This is a genomic window from Azospirillum sp. TSH64, from assembly GCF_003116035.1.
Lineage (GTDB): Bacteria > Pseudomonadota > Alphaproteobacteria > Azospirillales > Azospirillaceae > Azospirillum.
In genome coordinates, this window is record NZ_LGQW01000015.1 from 1,840,567 (window position 1) to 1,863,840 (window position 23,274).

At 68.0% G+C, this 23,274-nt stretch carries 20 protein-coding genes; 7 read left to right on the plus strand and 13 right to left on the minus strand.

From position 1 onward, the window contains the following. The first annotated feature begins 3 nt into the window (after positions 1–3). Entirely contained in the window at positions 4–330 is a 327-nt protein-coding gene (locus TSH64_RS09975; protein ID WP_109096608.1) for a DUF1244 domain-containing protein, read from the plus strand. Positions 331–391: 61 nt separating this feature from the next. Here the strand turns inward: TSH64_RS09975 and TSH64_RS09980 are convergent, their stop codons facing one another. Both TSH64_RS09980 and TSH64_RS09985 read right to left on the minus strand, forming a co-directional pair. Beyond that, positions 392–1,018, minus strand: a complete 627-nt coding sequence (locus TSH64_RS09980; protein WP_109096609.1) for a glutathione S-transferase family protein — start codon at positions 1,016–1,018, stop codon at positions 392–394. A 106-nt stretch (positions 1,019–1,124) separates the two neighbouring features. After that, the gene (locus TSH64_RS09985) at positions 1,125–1,859 is read right to left on the minus strand and encodes an ABC transporter substrate-binding protein (protein ID WP_109452465.1); all 735 of its coding nucleotides are present in this window, start codon (positions 1,857–1,859) and stop codon (positions 1,125–1,127) included. Positions 1,860–2,334: 475 nt separating this feature from the next. Here TSH64_RS09985 and TSH64_RS09990 point away from each other — a divergent pair, with 475 nt between their 5' ends. Continuing rightward, positions 2,335–5,793, plus strand: coding sequence for a response regulator (locus TSH64_RS09990; protein WP_247872839.1), 3,459 nt, complete (start codon positions 2,335–2,337; stop codon positions 5,791–5,793). A 73-nt stretch (positions 5,794–5,866) separates the two neighbouring features. Beyond that, positions 5,867–6,835 carry a response regulator gene (locus TSH64_RS09995; RefSeq protein ID WP_247872840.1) on the plus strand — a complete coding sequence of 323 codons (969 nt, stop codon included), beginning with the start codon at positions 5,867–5,869 and terminating at the stop codon, positions 6,833–6,835. Here the strand turns inward: TSH64_RS09995 and TSH64_RS10000 are convergent. The 4 genes from TSH64_RS10000 to cobD form a co-directional block, all read right to left on the minus strand. Further along, positions 6,798–7,994: a response regulator gene (locus tag TSH64_RS10000; RefSeq protein WP_109096611.1), complete on the minus strand. Its 1,197-nt coding sequence runs from the start codon at positions 7,992–7,994 to the stop codon at positions 6,798–6,800. The genes TSH64_RS09995 and TSH64_RS10000 overlap by 38 nt on opposite strands. Positions 7,995–7,997: 3 nt before the next feature. Next, positions 7,998–8,303: an STAS domain-containing protein gene (locus tag TSH64_RS10005; RefSeq protein ID WP_109096612.1), complete on the minus strand. Its 306-nt coding sequence runs from the start codon at positions 8,301–8,303 to the stop codon at positions 7,998–8,000. Between the two features lie 101 nt (positions 8,304–8,404). After that, a complete protein-coding gene (locus TSH64_RS10010; RefSeq protein WP_247872841.1) occupies positions 8,405–9,685 on the minus strand; it encodes a sensor domain-containing diguanylate cyclase in 1,281 nt (426 codons plus the stop codon). 310 nt (positions 9,686–9,995) lie between these two features. Then, positions 9,996–11,114 carry a threonine-phosphate decarboxylase CobD gene (gene cobD, locus TSH64_RS10015; protein ID WP_109096614.1) on the minus strand — a complete coding sequence of 373 codons (1,119 nt, stop codon included), beginning with the start codon at positions 11,112–11,114 and terminating at the stop codon, positions 9,996–9,998. A gap of 65 nt (positions 11,115–11,179) precedes the next feature. Between cobD and cbiB the strand changes: the two genes are divergently transcribed. After that, a complete protein-coding gene (cbiB, locus tag TSH64_RS10020; RefSeq protein ID WP_109096615.1) occupies positions 11,180–12,142 on the plus strand; it encodes an adenosylcobinamide-phosphate synthase CbiB in 963 nt (320 codons plus the stop codon). Positions 12,143–12,146: 4 nt separating this feature from the next. Here the strand turns inward: cbiB and TSH64_RS10025 are convergent, their stop codons facing one another. Next, on the minus strand, positions 12,147–12,731 hold the full coding sequence (locus tag TSH64_RS10025) for a hypothetical protein (protein ID WP_109096616.1): 585 nt from the start codon (positions 12,729–12,731) through the stop codon (positions 12,147–12,149). Positions 12,732–12,888: 157 nt separating this feature from the next. Here TSH64_RS10025 and TSH64_RS10030 point away from each other — a divergent pair, with 157 nt between their 5' ends. The 3 genes from TSH64_RS10030 (at position 12,889) to TSH64_RS10040 (ending at position 19,468) form a co-directional block, all read left to right on the plus strand. Beyond that, positions 12,889–15,258, plus strand: a complete 2,370-nt coding sequence (locus TSH64_RS10030) for an MHYT domain-containing protein (protein ID WP_109096617.1) — start codon at positions 12,889–12,891, stop codon at positions 15,256–15,258. Positions 15,259–15,728: 470 nt separating this feature from the next. Then, positions 15,729–18,257 carry a penicillin acylase family protein gene (locus tag TSH64_RS10035; protein ID WP_247872842.1) on the plus strand — a complete coding sequence of 843 codons (2,529 nt, stop codon included), beginning with the start codon at positions 15,729–15,731 and terminating at the stop codon, positions 18,255–18,257. Continuing rightward, the gene (locus TSH64_RS10040) at positions 18,254–19,468 is read left to right on the plus strand and encodes a threonine ammonia-lyase (protein WP_109096619.1); all 1,215 of its coding nucleotides are present in this window, start codon (positions 18,254–18,256) and stop codon (positions 19,466–19,468) included. Before TSH64_RS10035 ends, TSH64_RS10040 begins: the two co-directional genes overlap by 4 nt. A 12-nt stretch (positions 19,469–19,480) precedes the next feature. On the opposite strand, the gene TSH64_RS10045 is transcribed toward TSH64_RS10040, so the two are convergent. The 6 genes from TSH64_RS10045 to TSH64_RS10065 all read right to left on the minus strand — a co-directional run. Beyond that, on the minus strand, positions 19,481–20,248 hold the full coding sequence (locus tag TSH64_RS10045; RefSeq protein WP_109096620.1) for an ABC transporter ATP-binding protein: 768 nt from the start codon (positions 20,246–20,248) through the stop codon (positions 19,481–19,483). After that, the gene (locus TSH64_RS10050; protein ID WP_109096621.1) at positions 20,236–20,988 is read right to left on the minus strand and encodes an ABC transporter permease; all 753 of its coding nucleotides are present in this window, start codon (positions 20,986–20,988) and stop codon (positions 20,236–20,238) included. Before TSH64_RS10050 ends, TSH64_RS10045 begins: the two co-directional genes overlap by 13 nt. Positions 20,989–21,018: 30 nt before the next feature. After that, on the minus strand, positions 21,019–22,059 hold the full coding sequence (locus tag TSH64_RS10055) for an ABC transporter substrate-binding protein (RefSeq protein WP_109096622.1): 1,041 nt from the start codon (positions 22,057–22,059) through the stop codon (positions 21,019–21,021). Between the two features lie 183 nt (positions 22,060–22,242). Then, positions 22,243–22,371 (minus strand): hypothetical protein, encoded by a 129-nt coding sequence (locus TSH64_RS36595; RefSeq protein ID WP_282188102.1) that lies wholly within the window; start codon positions 22,369–22,371, stop codon positions 22,243–22,245. A gap of 155 nt (positions 22,372–22,526) precedes the next feature. Next, entirely contained in the window at positions 22,527–22,814 is a 288-nt protein-coding gene (locus tag TSH64_RS10060; RefSeq protein ID WP_109096623.1) for a DUF1330 domain-containing protein, read from the minus strand. 99 nt (positions 22,815–22,913) lie between these two features. Beyond that, on the minus strand, positions 22,914–23,274 hold a 361-nt coding region (locus TSH64_RS10065; RefSeq protein WP_146208116.1), incomplete at its 5' end, for an NAD(P)(+) transhydrogenase (Re/Si-specific) subunit beta.

Below are 23,274 nucleotides of genomic sequence, written 5' to 3' on the forward strand. Positions count from 1 at the left end.
CCCATGGCCGATCTGGACCACCAGACCCGCATCGAACTGGAAGCCGCCGCCTTCCGCGGACTGGTCGAACATCTGCGCAAGCGCACCGACGTGCAGAACATCGACCTGATGAACCTCGCCGGCTTCTGCCGCAACTGCCTGTCCAAGTGGTATGCGGCGGCTGCCAAGGAGCGCGGTGTCGAGCTGTCCGACGAGGATGCCCGCATCGCCGTCTACGGCATGCCCTATTCCGAATGGAAGCAGAAGCACCAGAAGGAAGCCTCGCCCGAACAGCAGAAGGCGTTCGAGGATACCAAGCCGCTGCACGCCGAGATCAGCGGCCACCGGTAAGTCCCCATATCCTTCACCATGCCCCCTTCCCGCGCCGATGCACGGAGAAGGGGGCAACGCCTCAGGCGTTCACCGAAAAAGGCTGCACCACCGCCTTGAACTCCGCCATCGCCTCGCATGCGTCGGAGTGGGCGGCGAGCGCCGGCCAGCAGGAGCGGTCGAACACGGCCGGGTGGGCTTCGCCGACGAAGCGCAGGGCGCAGCCGGCGGCGATGTCGGCATGGCCGATGCGGTCGCCGAACCACCAGGGACCGGCGGCGGCGGCGCGGTCGGCCTCCAGCACGTCGAGGACGGCACCGATCTGGCCGGTGCAGCGCTCCATCCACAGATCGGACCGTTCCTTGTGCAGAACGCGTTCGTAGACGAGACTGACCGCCTTGTCGGCCAATCCCGTCGCCAGCGCTGAGAGCTTCAGCGACCGCCGGCGCTCCGGCCCCTGGCGGGCGATGAGCGCGCGGTCCGGTCCGGCGACCTCGTCCAGATGATCGAGGATGGCACCGCTTTCGATCAGCACCTCCCCATCCGCCAGCACCAGCGTCGGCACCCGTTTCAGCGGGTTGAAGCGCGCGACCTCCGCCGCGTCGGAAAAGACCGACCAGGGCCGATGCTCGTACGCCATGCCGTAGAGTCGCAAGGCGACGGCGACGCGGCGCACGAAGGGCGAGTCATACTGTCCGATCAGAATCATCGATTGTTTCCTTGATGATAGCCCTGACGATAGATGGGCCGACGGCTGAATATCCGCACCCATCCTAGACCGGATTTTTCCCGCCGCCGCATTCGTTCAACGCGGTTCAGTCCCGCGCCACGATCGGGGTCAGCTTGTAGCGGGCGGCGATGCTCTCCAGCCGACCATCCGCCTTGATCGCGGCAACGAAGGCGTTGACCCGGTCCAGCCAGCCTGCATCGCCCGGCGCCACCGCATAGGCGTAAGGGGTCGGCTGCACCGGCACGTCCGGCACGATCAGCCGCGCCCAGGGGTGGAAGGCCAGCATGCGCTGTCCATAGGGATAATCGGTCAGGAAAGCATCGGCACGGCCGGACTGCACCTCCTCCTCCCGTTCCTGCGCGCGGGTCACGGCGACGATTCGCGCGGCCTTCATGGCGGAGCGGGCATAGCCGTCCATGTAGGTGTCCTTCTGCACCGCCACGACATTGCCGGTGCGGTCGAGATCCTCCCACCGCTGGATGCCGCCGTTGGTCTGGGTGGTCACCGCATAGATGCCGCTGCGCAGATAGGGTTGGCTGAAGGCGACATGCTGCGCCCGTGCCGGAGTGGCGCCGATGGCGAACATGCCGATGTCGCAGCGGTCGGCCAGCAAATCCTCGATGAAGCGGGGAAAGCTGCTTTCCACCACCGTCAGGCGAACGCCCATATCCTTGGCGAATTCCTGCGCCAACTCCGCATCCAGCCCCTCAAGCGCGCCGGTGCGTGGATTCCGGAACGAGATCGCATAGTAATCGGGCCAGGAGCAGACACGAAGTTGCTTTTGTTCTGCAATTTTCTGAAGTCTCCCGTCCGCCGCCATGGTCGGTGACACGATTCCGACCGACAGAATCGACAGAATTGAGAAGCTGACCGCCCAAAGGCCCCGCGTCGCCATGTCACACCTTTCGTTAACCAACCATCGCTGTTCTTTGCGACCTGGAAGCAAGGCCGCAAAACCGCGGCGGTATCTTAGCATCGACCGGTTCACGACGGCAGCGGATGCTTGGCGTCGGGTGTGGGTAGCTGCTATTGTCCCAGGCGCAAACTTCGACCAAGAGGTTGGGCCCAGCGCATTGATCCGACTGCGATCCGGTCGCGGACCGCAGATGACGGACGGGCTCGGACCCATGCAACCTGCGGCTTGGTCGCTCCACCACTTCTGACCGTCCGGAACGAACGTCCTGTCCCCGTCCCCAGTCAAAGCGGATCTGAAGGGTCTCTTCGAAAAGCGGGGCGGAATCATCGCCTTCGCCCTTCTTGCGGTTTTCGCCCTGCTGATCAACCAGGGCCAGCAGTTGATCACAGCGCGCCAGACAGCTCTCGACTCGGCCGAGGCCAGCCTCACCAGCCTTGCCGCGGCGCTGGAGGTCTCGACCACCCGCACGGTGCAATCGGTCGATGTGACCCTGTCCTCCATCGTCGATTCGCTGTCGGACGCCAACTGGACGGGGGAGGACGGCGCACCCGGTCCCGACCTGACGGCCATGCTGACGGACCGGCTGCGCCGGTCGCCCCACCTGCGCGGGCTGACCCTGCTCGACCGCACCGGCCGGATCGTCGCCACCACCGAAGGTGCTTACCCCGCCGCCACCTACCTGACTGAACTGGACGTGTTCCACCAGCAGGCGGCCGCCCAGGGCAACGGGCTGGTGATCGGCGATCCACGCCCGGGACGCAGCCTGATAGACCGCACCCCGGCAGGCGAACGGTCCGGCCGCTGGCTGCTGCCGATGAGCCGCGCCCTGCGCGAGGCAGACGGCACGCTCCAGGCGGTCGTCGTCGCCACCGTCAATCCGGATTACTTCCAAGGCCTGTACCGGGCTGTGCAGGGTGGCGCCGGCGCGGGAATGGGCGACCGGATCGCGCTGTACCGCTATGACGGTACGCTGCTGACGGTCCAGCCGCAGACCGGGACCGAGATCGCCAAATCCTTCGCCGCCACCCCGCTGTTCCGCCATTATCTGCCGCAGGCGGAATATGGCGTGTTCCGCCACTCCGGGGCGGATGTCGACGCCGGCCCGGGAACGCGAATCGTCGCCTACCGGACGACACCGGTCTGGCCGCTGATCCTGACCGTGAGCGTGCGCACGGACACGGTTCTGGCTCCCTGGCGCGACAATCTGCGGATGGCATCGCTGCTGTCCGGCGGCATGATCCTGCTGCTCGGCCTGTTCGGGCTGCTGCTGGCGCGCTCCCTTGCGGCACAGCGGGAACAGGGCAAGGAGCTGGAAGAGACCAATGCCCGCCTGTCCGCCATCGTCGATACCGCGGCGGAGGGCATCGTCACCGCGCGGCCGGACGGTGTGATCGAAGCGGCCAACCCGGCCGCCCATGCCATCTTCCGCTGCGCACCGGGCGAGCTTGTCGGCCGGCTGGTGGTGGATTTCCTGCCGGCGGACAGGCGGGCCGACGTTTCCCGCATGCTGGAAGAGATCGCGCGCGGCCGCCGCACCATGGATCTCGCCACCCGCGGCGAGATCATGGCGCTGCGGGTGGCGGCCGACGAAGCCGGGGATCGGACGGAAGGCTTCCCGCTGGCCTACTCCATGGCCTTGGTGAAGACCGCCGCCAGCCCGCTTTATGCCGCAATCCTGCGCGACCTGACCGAGGAGAAGCGGCTGGAGCACACGTTGCGCGACGCCAAGGAGCGGGCGGAGGACGGCCAGCGCATCAAGATGGAATTCCTCGCGACGATGAGTCACGAGATCCGCACCCCGATGAACGGGGTGATCGGCATGGCCGGACTGCTGCTCGACACGCCGATGGAGGCCGAACAGCGCACATATGCCGAGACGATCCGCGATTCCGCCGAATCGCTGCTGGTCATCATCAACGACATCCTCGACTTCTCGAAGATCGACGCCGGCCGGCTGGATTTGGAGGTTGGAGAGTTTGAACTGGTGCCGATGGTCGAGAGCGTCGCGGAGATTCTGGCGCCGCGCGCCGCGGCCAAGGGACTGGACCTTGCCAGCTTCGTGCCGCCGGGGCTGCGCGGTCCCCTGCTGGGCGATGCCGGGCGGCTGAGGCAGATCCTGTTGAACCTTGCCGGCAACGCTGTGAAATTCACCGATTCCGGCAGCGTCACTATCCTCTTGAGTGAGGAGCCCGACGAGCGGCAGGACGCGGACGGTCCCGATTCCGGCAAGGCGGAAGACGGCGTCCGCGTCCGGTTCGAGGTGCGCGATACCGGCATCGGCATCCCGGAGGAGGAGCGGCCGCGCCTGTTCGCCATGTTCACCCAGGTCGATTCGTCTCCCGCGCGGCGCCATGGCGGCACCGGCCTGGGGCTGGCGATCTGCAAGCGGTTGGCCGAGTTGATGGGTGGTCGGATCGGCGTGGACAGCGAGCCGGGGACGGGAAGCGTCTTCTGGGTGTCCGTCCCGCTGAAACGCGGTGTCGGCAGCGCCCATCCGCCGTCCCCCATCGGCAATTGGGCCGGGCGGCGCCTTCTGCTGGTCGATGACATCGCCGTCAACCGCGACCTGCTGACCCGGCAGATCGACGGCTTCGGCATCGTCGTCGAGACGGCGGAGAGCGGAGAGCAGGCGCTCGACCGGCTGGTCGCCGCCGCCCGTCTCGGCACGCCCTTCGACGCGACGATCCTCGATCACCGCATGCCCGGCCTGACCGGACCGGACGTGGCACGGCGTATCCGCGCCATCCCGGAACTGGCCGGCATCCGGCTGGCGCTCGCCTCCTCGCAAAGGCTGGAGGGGCAGGAGCAGGAACGCGCGCCGGTGGACACCCACCTGCCCAAGCCGATCCGTTTCAGCACCCTCTGCCAATGTCTCGCCCGCCTGCTGGAACGGCCCGCGCTGTCGCTGGCTGGCGCCCCGCCTGCGTCCTGGCCCGATGCTGCGCCGGGGAGCGGTCCGGCCGCCGGGACCGTCATTCCGCGCCCGAGCGACAGCACGGCAGCGGTGCCGCCGACCGCCGCAAGAATCGAGCCGGTCTCCAACGGCCAACCGACGCCGCGCGTCCGCGTTCTGGTGGCGGAAGACAATCCGGTCAATCAGCAGCTGACGCTGGCCCTGCTGCGCCGGGCCGGGGTCAGCGCGGAAGCGGTGTCCAACGGCGAGGAGGCGGTGGAGGCGGTGACCGCCCGGCCCTACGACCTCGTCCTGATGGACGTGCAGATGCCGGTGATGGACGGGCTGACGGCGACGCGGCGGATCCGCCGGCTGTCCGGAGCAGTGGCCCGGATTCCCGTCGTGGCGCTGACCGCCAACGCCATGCAGGGCGATGCCGCCATCTGTCTGGAGGCCGGCATGGATGACTATCTGTCCAAGCCGATCAACGCCCGCAAGCTGCTGGACACCATCGCCCGCTTCATCCCTCCGTCGGAGGACGACAAGAGCGACGGCGGGGGCCCAGCCGCATCGCCACCGAAGGCGGCCCCCGGACCCGCCACCGTCAACACCGAGAAGATCGAAGAACTGCGCGACGCGCTGGGCAAGGACGGCTTTGCCCTGCTTCTCGAAACCTTCTTCGGCGACAGCCCGCAGCACCTCGATCTGCTGCGCGCGGCCATTGCACGAAGCGACCGTACCGGCATCGAGCGGGAGGCGCACATCCTGAAGGGCTCGGCCGCAAATGTCGGCTTCGACCGGCTGGCGGGGACCGCTCACATCCTGGTCGACGCCGCCCGCCGTGGCGACCTCGATGCCCTGACCGCCACCGCCGGCGAACGCGTCGCCGACGAACTGTCGGCGGCACGGAAAGCAGCTGTGGCGCTTGTTGCGACTGACGATTGATATCCACAACTGGTAATGCTGCGACGCAGTGCCGCCGGTGATTGTACGATTGCGGCGGTTTCGGTAAAATGCCATGAAATTTCCCCAATCGTGCCCCGAACCGCTGGAGTACACGCCGACCATGGCCGATGCCGTCACCGCTCTGGTCGTCGATGACGAGGAAATGACCCGCGCCATCGTCGCCGGCTATCTGTCCCGCATCGGCTATCGAACGCTGGAGGCGGAGACGAAGGCGCAGGCCTGGGAGATCCTGTCGGCCAGCGGATCGACCATCCATGTCGTGCTGCTCGACCGCCGGCTGTCCGACGGCGATGGGCTGGAACTGTATGAGCGGATGAAGCGCGAGCCGCATCTGGCCGACATCCCCGTCATCGTCCAGACCATCTCCGACAGCAGTTCCGAAATCGCAGCGGCGATCCGTGCCGGCGTCTTTTACTACCTGATCAAGCCCTATGACGGTGCCCTGCTGCGCTCCGTCGTCCGTGCGGCGGAGGAGACGACCGGAAGGCTGAAGAGCCTGCAAGGCGACCTGCGGTCACGCTCCGACGCCATCGGTCTGCTGCGCGACGGGCGCTTCCGCTTCCGCACCCCGCAGGAGGCGCAGAATCTGGCCATCACCCTGTCGTCGGTCGCCGCCACCGCTCACAGCCTGACCTTCGGCCTGTCGGAGATACTGGTGAACGCGGTGGAGCACGGCAACCTTGGCATCGGCTTCGAGGCAAAGGGGCGGCTGAAGGCCAGCGGCATGCTGGCGCGCGAGATCGAGGCGCGGCTGGCCGCGGCCGAACATCGCGAAAAATACGCCACCTTGCATGTCGAGCGCACCGATAGCCGCGTGATTTTCACCGTCACCGACATGGGGTCGGGCTTCGATTTCAACCGCTACCTGTCGGTCGATGCCTCGCAGTCGGATGCCACCCACGGCCGCGGCATCGCGCTGGCCCGCATGGTCGGTTTCGACCAGCTCACCTTTGTCGGCAACGGCAACCGCGTGGTCGGCATCGTCAATCTGGGCCGGACCGCGGACCGACGCTCCGACTGATCCACAGCACCGTCAGATCGTCGGCCAGCAGCCGGGGCACGGTCGCGAAATAGCGGTCGAGCATAAGGTCCAGGGGCCGCTCCAGCTCATCGTCACCGAGCCCCCGCACCAGATCGGTCACGCCGCCATAGCCGAACATTTCGCCGTCCCAGCCACGCGCCTCGTACAGCGCGTCGCTGAACAGCAGCAGGGTCGAGCCGGGCGGGAAATCCAGGCTGTGGTTGCGGTACCGCGCCCCGCCCGCCAAGCCCAAGGGCAAACCGCAACTCGGCCCCACCTCCAACCCGCCGTCCCTCTGGCGGACCAGCGGTTTCGGCGCGCCGGCGGTGGCGTAGACCAGCCGGTCGGCACTGACATCGACCACGGCATAGATCATCGCGGCGAACTGCGCCTCCGGCAAAAGCCCGACCAGCAGACCATTCAGCGTGCGCAGCGTCTCGGCCGGATCGTCGGCCGGCAGGTCGGTGCGGGCCAGCAGCGTGTGCAGCCGGAAGGTGTTCAGCGCGGCCGCCACCCCGTGGCCGGTGAAGTCGCACAGAAACAGGGCGAAGCGCCGGTCATCGAGTGGACGCGCGCCCCACAGATCGCCGCCCAACTCCGAACTCGATTCGAAGTGGCTGTCCATCGCGATGCCATAGCGCCCTTCCAGCGACCGGCAGGCAGCGGCATCGGGCAGCAGTCCCAACTGCATCTGCCGCGCCAGCGCCATCCGCTGCATGGCGCCGTGATGGTAGGCGTGCAGGCTGCGGATAACCTCCTGAAGGGAGCGGTCGAGGCGACGCCTTTCCAAATGCACCGACAGGCGGGCGGCCAGTTCCGCCAGGGTCAGCGGACGCGCCAGCAGGTCGGTCGCCCCTGCCCGCATCAGCTCCGCCCGGCGGGAGCCGCTGGCAAAGCGGCCGAGGACGAGGATGGGCACGTCGCGCAGTTGCGCCATCTCCCGCAATCCCACCAGGAGATCGGGGCCGAATCCTGGCAGCCCGGCATGCAGAAGGAGAAGCTGAGGGGGATCGGCCGTGGCTTCGGCGACGGCCTGCGCCAGCCCGTCGCCATCCACCACGGCGACGCGGCGAACCCCCAGCCGGCCCAGGACATCACGCAGCGGCCCGGCGGCGGATGGACGAGGGTGGCCGATGACGACCGGCGAACCGCCGCTCACCGGTTAGAACTCGCAGGGGATGATGGTGTGGAACTCGGAAATCTCGATCAGGTCGCGGACCTGACCGCGCGGATGCTTCAGGCGGAAGGTAATGCCGGCCTGTCTGGCAGCGTTGTTCGCCATCACCAGAAGCCCCAGCCCGGCGGAATCCATGTAATCGACGGCGGACAGGTTGAGGACGCAATCCGCGATGCCTGCCGTCTCCCACTCCCCGAGGATCGTCCGGAAATCGGTGTCGGCTTCAAAGGTGATCTGCCCGCGCATCTCCAGTTCGCGCAGGGTGCCGCTGTCATGCACCGTGTAGTCCATCGCCGCATCCCACCTTGCCAGCCGTCAACCCGACGGCCCGGGCATCGGCGCGTCTCCGCGATCAAGGATAGCATAACGCAGAACAGGAACCAGCCTTTAGGCTACATTCCAGGCTCGAACACCGCCACAAGGTTGCGGCCGAGATGCTTGGCGCGATAAAGCGCGAGGTCGGCACGATGGATCGCCCGCTCCAGCGTGTCGGTCGCCCCCTCCAGCCCGGCGATGCCGATGCTGACCGTCAGGCGGAAGGTGCCGTCCGGCGCCTCGATCGGCATGCGGGCCAGATGGCGGCGCACCCGTTCGGCCACCACACGGCTTTCATCGGCGGTCGCACCGGGCAGGACCACCACGAACTCCTCCCCGCCCAGCCGGCCGAGGATGTCGTATTCCCGCAGGATGGCCTGACAGCCGGCCGCCACCATGCGCAGCGCATCGTCGCCGGTAGCATGGCCGAAGCTGTCGTTGATGCGCTTGAAATGGTCGACGTCGAGGACGAAGACCGACAGCGGTTCGTGGAAGCGATGGGCGCGGGCCAGTTGGGCGCGGGCCATGTCCATGAAGGACCGCCGGTTGAAAATTCCGGTCAGCGGATCGCGCGACGCCATGTCGCGCAGCGCCTCTTCCATGCTGCGGCGTTCGGTGTAGTCGTAGATCCAGGCCAGATTGACCGCCGTGCCCTGGATCACCGCCTGATTGACCGTGAACAGGGTCCAGAAGGGCGACCCGTCGGCCCGCCTGAACTGAACCTCCATGTTGGTGACGCCGCCGCCGCCGCGCAGCCTCTCCAGCACGCGCAGGCGCTGGTGGCTGTCGAGGTAGTAATCACGGGCGCGGCTGCCGATCAGCCTCTCGCGCGGCAGGCCGATCAATTCGGCGAAGCGGGTGTTGACGAAGATGATGCAGCCGTCGTCGCGGCGGGACACCGAAACGCCGATGGGGCTCTGTTCGAGGATGGCTTCAAGCCGTTCCTCGTTCGGATGCAGGTCATTCAATTCCCGGGTGACACCGGCAATACCCGACTCGTCACGGAAGGCGTCCTTGGCCGGGAAGCGGGTCGCCCCCTCCGCCACAAGGACCGGTGCCTCGTACCGGACATTGCCGCCATAGTCCCGCAACGTTCCGGCAGCCGGACTCCCGGCCTGCGATGCATCCTCGTCCGCAAGGATGGCCTGCCGATACACCGCATCGACGTCCGTCACCGTCACCAGCCGCAGGCTTTCCGCCCCTCCTTCGGCCTTCGTGCCGGATGGAAGCGCGGTCCAGGGCGCATCCGCCACCGTCACCCGGCAGACGGTTCCGTCGTTCCGCAGCACCCGGTGCGCCCGCGCCGGATCGGCGACCGGACCGCCGCCATCGCAGCTGTCCAGCCCGAACTCGCACAAGCTACGTCCCGGCAACCCGCCCGGTTCGCAGGCCAACAGCGCATGGAGCGCCGGATTCGCGTGATGAATGATCCCCGAAGCCGCAACAACGCAAACCCCGACCGGAAGGCGGTCGAGGATCGACAACGCGGCATCGCGTCCGTCATGCGCATCACGGCCTGAGATCATTGCCATGCAACCCGGAACCGGCATGGCCGAGAGTGTCTCATTGACTTTTGATTCCTCGCAGCGCCGGTGGTTTCCGACAAGGTCGAACTGGAAGGGCCGGACTTCTAAGAACGGTTGAGTGTATAAAATTTTCGGCGATTGTTCAAGACGCGGACATTTTACAAGGTTGCATCGCCCAAACTTGTTTCCGGACAAGTGCGCCATCAAGACGACTCCATGCCGCATCGTCTCCCGGCAGTCCGAAGCGCAGCCAATCCGGCCGGTGCTCGAACCGGCGCACCAGGATCCCGGCCTCGCCCAATGCCCGATAGAGCGCCGGTGCCCGATCGTCCTCGACAAGACGGAACAGCTCCGTCCCGCCGGCCACCTGCAATCCGGCTGCCGCCAGCAGCCGGTCCAACTGCACGGCGGCAGCGGTCAGGCGGTCGCGCGTGGCAGCGATCCAGCCGCGGTCGGCGAGAGCCGCGGTGGCGATGTTCAATCCCGGACCGGACACCGCCCAGGGTCCGATGGACTCGCGCATTGCCGCCGCCAGATCGATCGGGGCCAGCGCTATGCCGAGGCGCAGCCCCGCCAGCCCGAAGAACTTGCCGAAGGAGCGCAGGATGACCAGTCCCGGCCGGCCGGCATGCGCGGCGGCACTGTCTTCGGGCCGCATATCGGCGAAGGCCTCGTCCACCACCAGCCAGCCGCCGCGCGCGGCCTGCGCCGCGGCAAGCTCCAGCAGCCGGGCGACAGGCCAGCGCCGGCCATCGGGGTTGTTGGGGTTGACGACGACGAGCACGTCGGCCTCAACCACGTCCGCCGCCATCCGCACATCGTGGCCGGCCAGCGCCCAGCAACGGGCATGCTCGGCATAGGTGGGCCCCAGCACCGCCACGCTGCCCGGTGCACGCAGCCGCGGCAACAGCTGGATCAGCGCTTGCGAACCGGAGGCCGCGGCAACCAGCTCCGCCGATGGCACGCCATAGCAATCGGCCGCCGCCGCACGCAATGCCGCCTCCTCGCCGCGGCCGGGCAGCCGGGTCCAGGCGTCCTGCGGCACCGGCGGCAGCGGATAGGTCCAGGGGTTGATGCCGGTGGACAGATCGACCCACGGCAGCGGCGCACCGGGAAAGGCGGCACGGGCACCGTCCAGGTCGCCACCATGCAGAAGGACGCCTTCGGTCGCGTCACCCTGCCTCCACGGGTCCGCCACAGGCAGGTCCGACCCAAGCGGGTCCGCCATGTGCGGCTTGGTCGCCGGGCTGTCTTCGGCCATGATCGCGCTCCTCATTTCCCCGTCGCGCGGCCAGCGGGCCGCCCCAATCCTGGAACGTCCCTGCCGTGCCGCTGCATCCTTTCCTGCTCGCCACCGCGCTGATCGTCGAGGCGGCGGTCGGCTATCCCGACCCACTCTACGCCCGCATCCGTCACCCGGTCGTATGGATCGGAGCGCTTATCGCCCAGTTGGACGGCGCACTCAACCGTGAGACCGACGGCTTCGACCGCCGCAAGGCGTTCGGCGTCCTGGCCGTGCTGGTGCTTCTGCTGACGGTCGGCGGAGTCGCGGTGGCGGTGGCCTGGGCCTGCCGGCTCCTGCCCTTCGGCTGGCTGGTCGAGGCGGCGCTGGCGTCCACCCTGCTGGCCCAGCGCAGCCTGCACGACCATGTGGCGGCGGTCGCCAAGGGGTTCCGCACCGCCGGGCTGGAGGGCGCGCGCAAGGCGGTGGCGATGATCGTCGGCCGCAACCCGGCCACGCTGGACGAACCCGCCGTCGCCCGCGCCGCCATCGAAAGCCTTGCCGAGAATTTTTCCGACGGGGTGGTGGCGCCGGCTTTCTGGCTGCTGGTCGGCGGGTTGCCGGGTCTGGCGCTCTACAAGACGATCAACACGGCGGACAGCATGATCGGCCACCGCACCCCGCGGCACGAAGCCTTCGGCTGGGCAGCGGCGCGGCTGGACGATCTGGTCAACCTGCCGGGATCGCGCCTGACCGCCCTTCTGCTGGTGGGTGCCGCCTGGATGACGGGAGGGACGGATGCGCGGCAGGCCTGGGCGTCGGTGAGGCAGGATGCCCACCGTCACCGCTCTCCCAACGCCGGCTGGCCGGAGGCGGCGATGGCTGGTGCGCTCGACCTGCGGCTGGGCGGGCCCCGGGTCTATGGCGACACCCGAATCGAGGATGTCTGGCTCGGCGCGGGACGGACCGCCGCCACGCCGGACGACATCGGCCGGGCGCTGGCGCTCTACCGCCGCGCCTGCGTGCTGCTGATCGCCGGGGCGCTGGTGCTGGCCGTGCTGGGGTGACCGGTCATCCCCGCCCCGCCCGCCGCACCATCAAGGACAGGCGCCGGCCGACCCGGCGCGCGAACTGACGGACTGCGATCAGCAGCCGGCGCGCGGCGCGGGCGGGAGCGGTCTCCTTCAGCCAGGCGAGCCAGGCCGTTACCCGCACATAGCCCCAGGCGAACCAGCCGATGGTCAGCAGCTTCGGCTTGGCGATGTGGAACAGCCGCTCCACCAGGGTGATCTTGACCAGTTCCGCCCCGATGATCACGGCGGCGCCGGCCATGGGGCGGCCCGTCGCGAACAGCCAGGCGCCGACCGGCTTCGCAGGCTCCAGCAGGGCCAAAGGCACAAGCACGAGGACCAGCGACGGATAAGGTCCAAGCCCCGCCACCCATTCTCCGAATCGCGCGAACAGCGGCAGCCGCGCGATCCGGCGGGCGACCGGACGCACCACCCAATAGGCCAATGCGTCCAGCAGGAAATACGCGACCGCGAACAGTGTCGCGACCGGACGCAGCAGGCGGGACAACAGCCGGCGCGGCGGCGATTGCGGCGGTTCGGGGGAGGCAGGACGGTTCTGCGCCCCGGGAGGGGGAGTGCTGTTCATTGGAAATATTCCGCCGGAGGTCTTAGGTCCCTTCTACCACGAAGGCGAGCCTTTCGTTCGTGGGAAGGGACTGGCACCTTCATCCAAATTGGTTCTGTAAACGCACAATCGAGTCCGCTCCTTCCCCGAACGACCCCATACAACAGCCGAATCGACCGTGCCCGGCCATTATGACCCCCTCCTCGTCGCATTATCCTATGTGATCGCCGTGTTCGGCGGTTATGTGGCGCTGGACCTCGCCCATCACTCCCGCAGCGGCACGGCAGGCCGATCCCTCGCGTCGGCCCTGGGGAACACGACCGGAAACGGTCCGGGCGACAAACGGCGATTGGCCGGTGCGGCGCTGGCGCTCGGTGCTGGAATTTGGTCGATGCATTTCATCGGCATGCTCGCCTACCGCAGCGACGTGCCCATCGGCTATGATGCCGGACTGACCGCACTGTCCTTCCTGCTGGCCGTCGGCGTTTCGGGAGCCGGCCTGTTTGCGGTAGCGCGCAACCGTGGCAACAACTATTTTAAATTGCCGATTGCGGGCACCCTGACCGGGCTCGGCATCGTCAGCATGCATTATGTGGGAATGGCGGGAATGCGCATGGACATGGACCTGTCCTATGACGTGGTTCTGGTCGCTGTTTCGGTGATCGTCGCCATCGCCGCATCGACCGCGGCCCTGTGGCTGGCCTTCCGGACCAGCCGCCCGCTCCAGCGCGCCGCCGGTGCCGTCCTGCTGGGGCTGGGGGTGGTGACGATGCACTATACCGGCATGGCGGCCGCCGGGATGGAGCCGATCACGGAGCTGAGCGCCGCCGCCATCGGAAGTGCTGACGCCAGCCGCGCCGCCCTTCCCCATGCGGCGTCCCACTCCGGTCATGGCATCGCGCTCTCCTCGTCCCTGCTGGCGATCATGACCGGGATGGGGACGCTGCTTCTGCTGTCGCTGGCGATGCTGTCGTCGCTGCTCGACCGCCGGCAGCAGGCCGAGCGGTCGGCGGAGCAGGAAGCGCGCTACCGTGCCATCGTCGACACCGCGGTGGACCCCATCGTCCTGATCGACGACCAGGGCATCGTGGAGTCCTTCAACCACGCAGCGGAGAAGACCTTCGGCTACCGGGCCGAGGAGGTGATCGGGCGCAACATCAGCATGCTGATGCCGGAGCCCTACCGCAGCGCCCATGACGGGTATCTCGACCGCTACCGCCGAACGGGCGAGCGGCGGATCGTCGGAATCGGCCGCGAGGTGGACGGGCTGCGCAAGGACGGCACCACCTTCCCGCTCGACCTGTCGGTAGGCGAATGGAAGGTCGGCAAGCGGCGCATGTACACCGGTATCATGCGCGACATCACCGCCCGCAGAGCATCGGAGGAAGCGATCCTGCGCGCCCGCGACGAGGCGGAGGCCGCGAGGGTCGAGGCCTTGCAGGCCCGCGACGATGCCCAACGCGCCGACCGCGCCAAGACCAAGTTCCTGGCCGCCGCCAGCCACGACCTGCGCCAGCCGCTGCAATCGCTGTTCTTCTTCGCCCATGCCCTGTCGGACAAGCTGGAGGATCATCCGGCCGCCCCCCTGCTGGCCAGCATGACCGATTCGCTGAACGGGCTGCGGGTGATGCTGGACAGCCTGCTGGATGTCTCCCGCCTCGATGCCGGGGTGGTGAAGCCCAGCGTCACCGACTTCGCGCTCGGCGCCCTGCTGGAGCGGCTGGCGGAGGAATACCGCATCCGCGCCGCCGAGTCGGGCCTGACGCTGCGCCATGTCCCGACGTCCGCCTGGACCCGCAGCGATCCCGCCCTGCTGGAACGCATCCTGCGCAACCTGATCGAGAACGCCATCCGCTACACAGAACATGGCGACATCCTAGTCGGCTGCCGTCACCGTGGCGGCACGTTGCGGCTGGCGGTGCTGGACCAGGGCATCGGCATCCCCGCCGACAAGACCCAGGACATCTTCCAGGAGTTCACCCAGCTCGCCAATCCCGAGCGCGACCGCCGCAAGGGCCTTGGGCTGGGGCTCGCCATCGTTCGGCGGCTGGCCGGGCTGCTGGAGCATGGGGTGACGGTGCAATCCGCACCGGGACGCGGCAGCGGCTTCTTCCTCGATGTGCCGACAGCGGTTCCGCGCCCGATCCCGAAGCCGGTGCGCGTCCCCGCGGAATTGCCGGACGCCAAGGGGCTGATCGTGGTCGTCGACGACGACACCATCATCCTGCTGAGCATGCGGGCGATGCTGGAGGAATGGGGATACGAGGTGGTCGCCGCGGTGTCCGCCGACGAGGCCATCGCCTCGCTGCTGAATCTCGGCCGGCAGCCGGCGATGATCGTCGCCGACTATCGCCTGCGCGAAGGACGGACGGGGGTGGAGGCGATCCGCGACATCTACGGCGTCTGCGGCGTGCGCGTTCCCGCCGTTGTGCTGACCGGCGACACCGATCCCGCCCGCATCGCCGAGGTCCAGCGCAGCGGCCACCGGCTGATCCACAAGCCCGTCTCCGCCCCGATGCTGCGCGAGATCCTGAACACCGCCGCATAAGGCGGCAGATCGTCCACCCGAATCGGCGGCGGCGGTGCTAAAAAAGCGCCCGACTCCACCGAAGCAACCCTGGACGGGCCGGCGGCCGGAAGACTAGCATCCGCCGCCGACCGAGCCTCCCGGCAGCCCCCGCCCGTTGCCGCCCCCTTTCTCTCCCACGGACCGTGATGCTGCGCCGTTCCCTGATCCGCGCCGGCGAGACCTGCGCTTTCCAACTCCGCGCCGCCCTGGCGCGTGCGCTGTCCCGCCCGGCCCCGCCCGTTGCCCCGCCTGCCGCTCCGCCCTATGACGGTTATCCACCGCCGTCCCACCAGACGCAGCAACCCGTCCAGTATCCAGGCACGCCCTATCCAGGCGCCCCCTACCCGCAGGCGCCGCAACAGCCGGTCTATCCGCCCAGCGCTTATCCACCGAACGCTTACCCACCCGGCACTTATCCGCCGGGTAGCTATCCCCCCGCAGCCCATCCGATGGCTGCTCAGCCACCCGCTCAGCCCTATCCCCAGCAGCCGGCGCCGCCCTACGGCGTGCATCCGCAACCGGCGCCGCCCCCTCGCAACTCCCGGCGCCCACGCCTGCGTCTGCCGCGCGGTCGCTGGGGCAAGGTCGCGGCCGTCGCCGGTGTGCTCGTACTGCTGCCGCCGGCGGGTCTGCTCGGCACCTATGTGTGGATGCGGGCCCAGCAGCCACAGACCAGCGGCGCGGTCGCCATCCCCGGCAACGGCGCACCGGCCGAGGTCGTGCGGGACAAGCAGGGTGTGGTCCATATCTTCGCCGCGACCGAGCGCGATGCTTACCGCGCGCTGGGCTATGCCCACGCCCAGGACCGCCTATGGCAGATGGAGACGATGCGCCGGGCCGGGGCCGGCCGGCTGGCCGAGCTGATCGGCACAAAGTACGGCGACTTCGCGCTCCGCACCGACCGGCTGATGCGCACGCTGGGCGTCCGCCGTGCGGCGGAGGCGATGGCCGCCACCCTGTCGCCCGACGCCCGCACCGCCTTCGACGCCTATGGCGAGGGCGTGAACGCCTATCTCGCCACCCGGTCGGAGGCGTTGCCGGTCGAATTCCAGCTGTTGCGCCACACGCCGGAGCCCTGGACTGTCGCCGACAGCTTGGTTTGGGCCAAGCTGATGGCGCTGCAACTGTCGGCCAACTACCGCGACGAGCTGTTCCGCTCCCGCATTCTGGAACGGTTGTCGCCGCAACAGGTCGACGATCTGTTCCCGTCGGACGTTCCCGGGTCTCCCACCACGCTGGCGAGCGACCTGCGCGGCATGGATTTGCGGGAAACGGTGCGCCGCACCCTGGCGGCCCTGCCGCAGATGGACTTCGACACCGCGTCGAACGAATGGGTCCTGACCGGTGCCCGCACCACGACCGGCAAGCCGATCCTCGCCAACGATCCGCATCTGGGGCTGGAGGCGCCGATCCTCTGGTATCTCGCCCGCATCGTGACGCCGGACTTCACCGTCACCGGCGCCACCGTGCCGGGCGTGCCGCTGACCATCCTCGGCCATAACGGCAAGGTCGCCTGGGGCTTCACCACCACCCACAGCGACACCCAGGACCTGTTCGTCGAAAAGCCCGACCCGCAGGACCCGGCGCGCTACCTGACCCCCGACGGCACCCAACCCTTCGAGACGCGTGCCGAGACCATCGGCATCGCAGGCGAGGCGTCGCAGACGCTGACCGTCCGCAGCACGCGGCATGGCCCCGTCATCTCCGATCTGGACGCCCCGTCCCTTGACGGCAAGGCGCCCGGTCCGGTGCTGGCGCTGTCCTTCCCCGGTCTTGCCGATGACGATACCAGTGCGGAGGCGCTCTACCGCCTGAACCATGCCGGATCGGCGGAGGGCGTGCGCGACGCCCTGCGCCTGCATGTCGCCCCGCAGCAGAACGTCGTCTATGCCGACGTGAGCGGAGAGGTCGGCTTCATCACCCCCGGCCGGGTGCCGATCCGCCGCAAGGGCGATGGCCGCGTGCCGGTTCCCGGCTGGACCGGCGAGTATGACTGGACCGGCTTCCTGCCCTATTACGCCCTGCCGCAGGCGGTAAACCCTCCGACCGGCCAGTTCGTCAACGCCAACAACGCGGTGGTCGGGCGCGACTATCCCTATCGCCTCGCCACCGAATGGCCGGATCCCTCGCGCGCCAAGCGCATCGTCGAGATGCTGGGCGGTGGGCGCCATTCGGTCGAGGATGTGGCGCGCCAGCAGATGGACATCGTCTCCCTGCCCGCCCGCGACTTCCTGCCGGACCTGCTGAAATACCCGACGCCGCCCGGCCTCGCCAGCGACGCGGCGGCCCTGCTGCGCGGTTGGGACGGCCGGATCGACCGTAACCGGCCGGAACCGCTGATCTTCGACATGTGGCTGCGGGAACTGGTCCGTGCGGTCTTCGCCGATGAGTTGGGTGCCGACTTCGCCTCCTACTGGGACCTGCGGCCGGAGGCGTTGCGCCATGTCTTGAACAACCGGCCGGAATGGTGCGACGATGTCACCACGCCGCAGAAGGAAAGCTGCGCCGACGTGATCGGCCGCTCGCTGGAAACGGCGGTCAAGGCGCTGGCCGAACGCCATGGGTCCAGCATGAAGAGCTGGCGCTGGGGCGACGACCACACGGTTGCGCTGGTCCACCGCATGCTGAGCCGCCTGCCGCTGATCGGCGGCAAGGCCGACCTGTCGGTGGAGACCGACGGCGATTTCTTCACCGTTAACCGCGGATCGACCACCATCCGCGACCCTGCCAACCCGTTCCGCCATGTCCAGGGCGCCGGGTTCCGCGCGGTCTATGATCTGGCTGATCTCGACAATTCCCGATTCGTGATCGCCACCGGCCAGTCCGGCAATATCTGGTCCCGCCACTGGGGCGATCTGGTCACCCTGTGGCGCGATGGCGGTTCGTTGCGTATGGCTGGCGACCGTGGCACGCTGGTCTCGGCAGGGGCGGAGGTGCTGACACTCACACCACGCAACACCGGGACAAACACGAAATGACCATCACGCTGGAGGACGTGCGCGCCGCCGCGGCGCGCATCGCGGGACACCTGCCGCGAACGCCCACGGTTCCGGCTCCCCGCCTGGGGGACATGGCGGATTGCCGGATGCACGTGAAGCTGGAGAACCAGCATGCCACCAGCTCCTTCAAGGAGCGGGGCGCGCTGAACAAGCTGCTGTCGCTGGGCGAGGCGGAGCGCCGCGCCGGCGTCATCGCCATGTCCGCTGGCAACCACGCCCAGGCGGTGGCCTGCCACGCGACGCGGCTGGGCATCCGCTCGACCATCGTCATGCCTGCCTTCACCCCCTTCACCAAGGTGGAGCGGACCGAGAATCTGGGCGCCACCGTCGAACTGCATGGCGAGACGCTGAGCGAGGCAGCCGCCTTCGCCCATGACCTGGCGGCGCGCGACGGGCTGACCTTCGTCCATCCCTATGACGACCCGCTGGTGGCCGCCGGGCAGGGCACTGCGGCGCTGGAACTGCTGGAGGATGTGCCGGACCTTGACGTGCTGGTGGTGCCCATCGGCGGTGGTGGGCTGATCTCCGGCATGGCGACGGCGGCCAAGGCGCTGCGGCCGGATCTGGAGATCGTCGGGGTGCAGTGCAGCCTCTACCCGGCGGTGCGTCAGGCGCTGGCTGGCCAGCCGATCACCTGCGGCGGGGCGACCGTGGCGGAAGGCATCGCGGTGAAGGCGCCCGGCGCCCTGACCCTGCCGATCATCCGCGCCCTGGTCGACCACGTGGTGGAGGTGGGAGAGGCCCGGCTGGAGGAAGCGGTCTACCGCCTCGCCACCGTGCAGAAGCTGGTCGCCGAGGGAGCCGGGGCGGCGGCGCTCGCCGCGGTTCTGGAGGATCCGCAGCGCTACCGCGGCCGCAGGGTCGGCATCGTGCTGTCGGGCGGCAACATCGACTCCCGCATCATGGCGCAGGTGCTGATGCGGGGTCTGGTCTATGAGGGCCGCATCGTCCGCCTGCGCATCGGCATCACCGACGCCCCCGGCGCGCTCGCCCGCGTCACCCGCCTGCTGGGCGAGGCCGGCGCCAACATCGTCGAGGTCCACCACCAGCGACTGTTCCACAATGTGCCGGTGAAGATGGCGGAGGTGGATGTGGTGCTGGAGACACGCAACCAGACGCATGTCGATGCGCTGATCGCCCGGATGAAGGACGCCGGCTATCCGACCAGCCTGATGATGGAGGTGGGGTAAGTCCCCACCCCGTCAGATGCTGTAGTTGTCGGCGATCTCGGAGCGCAGCTGCTCCACCTGATCGCGGAACACCGCTCCGTCCCGGCCGGCGCTGTTGCGCACGTCGCGCACCACGCGGGCCGGGGTGCCGCCCAGCACGATGATGCGGTCGGCCAGATGCACCGCCTCTTCCAGATCGTGCGTGACGAACAGAACCGTCTTGCCCGTCTCCTGATGGATGCGGCGAAGCTCGTCCTGCAAATTGTGGCGGGTGATGGCGTCGAGCGCGCCGAACGGCTCGTCCATCAGCAGGATGTCCGGGTCGACCGCCATGGCACGGGCGATGCCGATGCGCTGGCGCTGGCCGCCCGACAGCTCATAGGGCCAGCGGCGGGCATAGCCGTCGAGCCGCACGAGCTTCAACGCGGCTTCCGCCCGGTGCCGCCGCTCGTCGCGGCTGACCGGCAGGCCTTCCAGCCCGAATTCCACATTGCGGATCACCCGACGCCAGGGCAGCAGACGCGAGTCCTGGAACACCAGCCCGACCGGTCGATGGCCGGGGCGCTGGTCCTGGTGGATCGTGACGCCGCCGCTGCGCGCAGTGTGCAGCCCGGCGACGACGCGCAACAGGGTCGACTTGCCGACACCGGACGGGCCGACGATGGCGACGAAGCTGCCGCGCTCGACCGACAGGTTGACGTCGACCAGAACCGGCGGCGCATCCTTGCCGTAGCCGATGGACACGTCCTCGAGGTCGATGACGGAGGCGGTTGCGGTCTTGGAGAGGGTCACCGCTGCCATGAGAGCACCCGCGACTGAACTTGCATGAACAGGAAATCAGACACGCCGTAGAGCAGCGCGATGGTGACCATGTAGAGCACGACGATGTGGGTCGCCAGCAGGCCCGACGCCTCCATCATCCGCATGCCGAGGCCGGAGATGCCGAACAGTTCGGCCGCGACCACGGTCATCCAGCCCTGCCCCAGCCCGGCACGCAGGCCGGACAGGATGCCCGGCAGGGCGCCCGGCAGGATGATCTTGAACAGGCGCGGGATCAGCCCGCCCTGGCCGAAGGCATAGCCAAGCTCGATCAGGTCCTTGTCCACCCCGCGCACCGCGGCGTAGCTGGCGTAGTAGTTGATCCAGAACACCGTCAGCGCGATCAGGAAGGACGCCGCCCCCTCGCTGACGCCGAACCAGATGATGGCGAAGGGAATCCAGGCAATGGCCGGGATCGGGCGCAGCATGCGCACGACCCAGGCCTGGAAGGCGTCCCACTTGCCCCACAGCGCAGCAGCAGTGCCGAACGACACGCCGAGGAAGGTGCCCAGCGACAAGCCGACCAGATAGTGCGACAGGCTGGCCAGCACCATCGCCTGCCAAGTACCGCTCTTGAACTCGGCCAGGAAGGCGGCAGGCACCGCGCTCGGCGACGGCAGCAGCCGGGCCGGCACGACGCCGCTGCGCGCCACCGCTTCCCACGCCAGCAGGAAGACGACGACGCCCAGTGCCGACAGGGCGATCTTGTTATAGGTCTTCATCGGCTTGTCGATGTCCCTCACACGGCCGCCTTACTTGACGGCAGCGTCGTAGAAGCTGAAGTCGAATGCCTCGGCCACCGGAACGGTTTCGGAAGCCGAACCGATCTCCTTGGTGTAGGCCATCATCTGTTCGACCGCCGGGACGACCGTGTGCGGATCGGCGACGAACTTCGACCCCGGCCCCTTGAAGGCGGCTTCCAGCGTCGCCGGCTCCATCAGGCCCTTGCCGAGATAATTGTTCACGATCTTGGCGGAACCGGCCGGATCCTTGGCGATCAGTTCGACCGCGCGGATGTGGGCCTTGACCAGCGCCTTGATGGCGTCGGGATTCTTCTTCAGCACCTCGGCGCGTGCGGAAACCACGGTGCCGGGCTGGTCCGGGAACATTTGCGCGCCGGTGGCGACCAGCATGACGTTCGGATCCATCTGCTGGGTGACGGTCACCGTCGGCTCGCGGATGGTGGCGGCGTCGAGCGCGCCGGCCAGCAGGGCCTGCTGCGTCTTCTCGATGCCCATCGGCACCAGCTCGACATCGGCGGGATCGACCTTCACCACCTTGAACAGCCAGTGCTTCAGCACGGTATCGGGAACCGAGCCCGGCGGCTGGGTGCCGATCTTCGGCTTGCGGCCGGTGTCGGCGGCGAATTTCTTGAAGGACTCCGCGGTCGGCGTGGTGCCCACCGCCTTGGCGAAGGGACCGCGGGCCGCAACCACCATCTCTTCCACCGCTGAATTGGCGATGACCGAGATGTCGGCACCCTTGGTGCGGGCGACCAGCACGGGAGCGACACCGGCATAGAGCAGGTCGATCTGGCCGGCGGCCATTGCCTGGATCGCGTGCGGGCCGGATTCGAAGCGGGTCAGCTTCAGCACAATCCCGGCATCCTTGGCCCAGCCCTGCCCATCGACGATGAACAGCGGCGACGCTGCGAGAATGGGAATATAGCCGATTTCCAGCTTCACCGGGTCGGCGGCGTGTGCGGTGCCCGGCATGACGGCAGCGGTCGACGCGGCAGCCGACGCGAGGGCGACCAGGGCGGCAAGGGTGGAGCGACGGGTCAAGCGGAGCATCGGATCGTCCTCGGCTAAGGTTCCGACGCTATTTAGCACGGTTGTCCGAATGGGGAAGAGAGATTTTCACATAACAGGAAAAGGGAATTGGCAATTTAACACGTTATCATCGTATTATCCTTGGGCCGAAACCGCCTGGAACCGCGGAAAATGTGGGTTCGGCGCGGCGCTGGCGGTTCGGCTTCAGGTCTCGGTCAGCAGGTAGAGCGACACGCCGCAGAGCGAGACTCCGACCATCAGGATCGCCATGGCGATGCGCGTCCAGAGCGTGATGTGCGAATCGAGCGGGTCGCAGAGATCGTCGTCATCCATGGTCGGGTTTCCGTCACTGTGAGGAAGCCGGCGTAAGGCAGCCGCCGGCTTTCGGTGACGGTAAGCGTTAGCGGTGCCGTGTTGCGGCGATGTGTCCCGCGGACGGTTCTGTGTAACGCTTGGTAACGGCTTCCCTGATGGCTACAGGGTGCAGGTTACAGCCCCTCCACCACGATCATCTTGAAATCGGCGGCATCGCGCCGGGCCTCGCGGGCCTTGCGGTATTCCGGGCTGTCGTAAAAGGCCTTGGCAGCCGCCACGTCGGGGAATTCGAGGATGACGATGCGGTTGGGCTGCCACCCACCTTCCAGCACCGCCGTCTCGCCGCCACGGCTGAGGAAGCGTCCGCCGTTCTTGGCGATCGCGTCGGGGGTCAGCGACTTGTAGACCTCATAAGCGACCGGATCGGTCACACGCACGTCGGCGATGATGTAGGCGGTCATCGGTTCCACACCCTCATTGATGGTCTTTGAGCCCAAAAGGAACGGGCGCGGGAAGCCTCGCCTCCCGCGCCCGTTCCGGTCAACCGCTTGATGTGCCGGTCAGGCTTCCATCGCCTTCACCACCTCTTCGGTGACTTTCTTGGCGTCGCCGAACAGCATCATGGTGTTGGGGCGGAAGAACAGCTCGTTCTCGACACCGGCATAGCCGGCGGCCATGCCGCGCTTGATGAAGAACACCGTCTTGGCCTTCTCCACGTCCAGGATCGGCATGCCGTAGATCGGGCTGGTCGGATCGGTCTTGGCGGCCGGGTTGGTCACGTCGTTGGCGCCGATGACGAAGGCGACATCCGCCGTGCCGAAGTCACGGTTGATGTCCTCCAGCTCGAACACCTCGTCGTACGGCACGTTGGCCTCGGCCAGCAGCACGTTCATGTGACCGGGCATGCGGCCCGCCACCGGG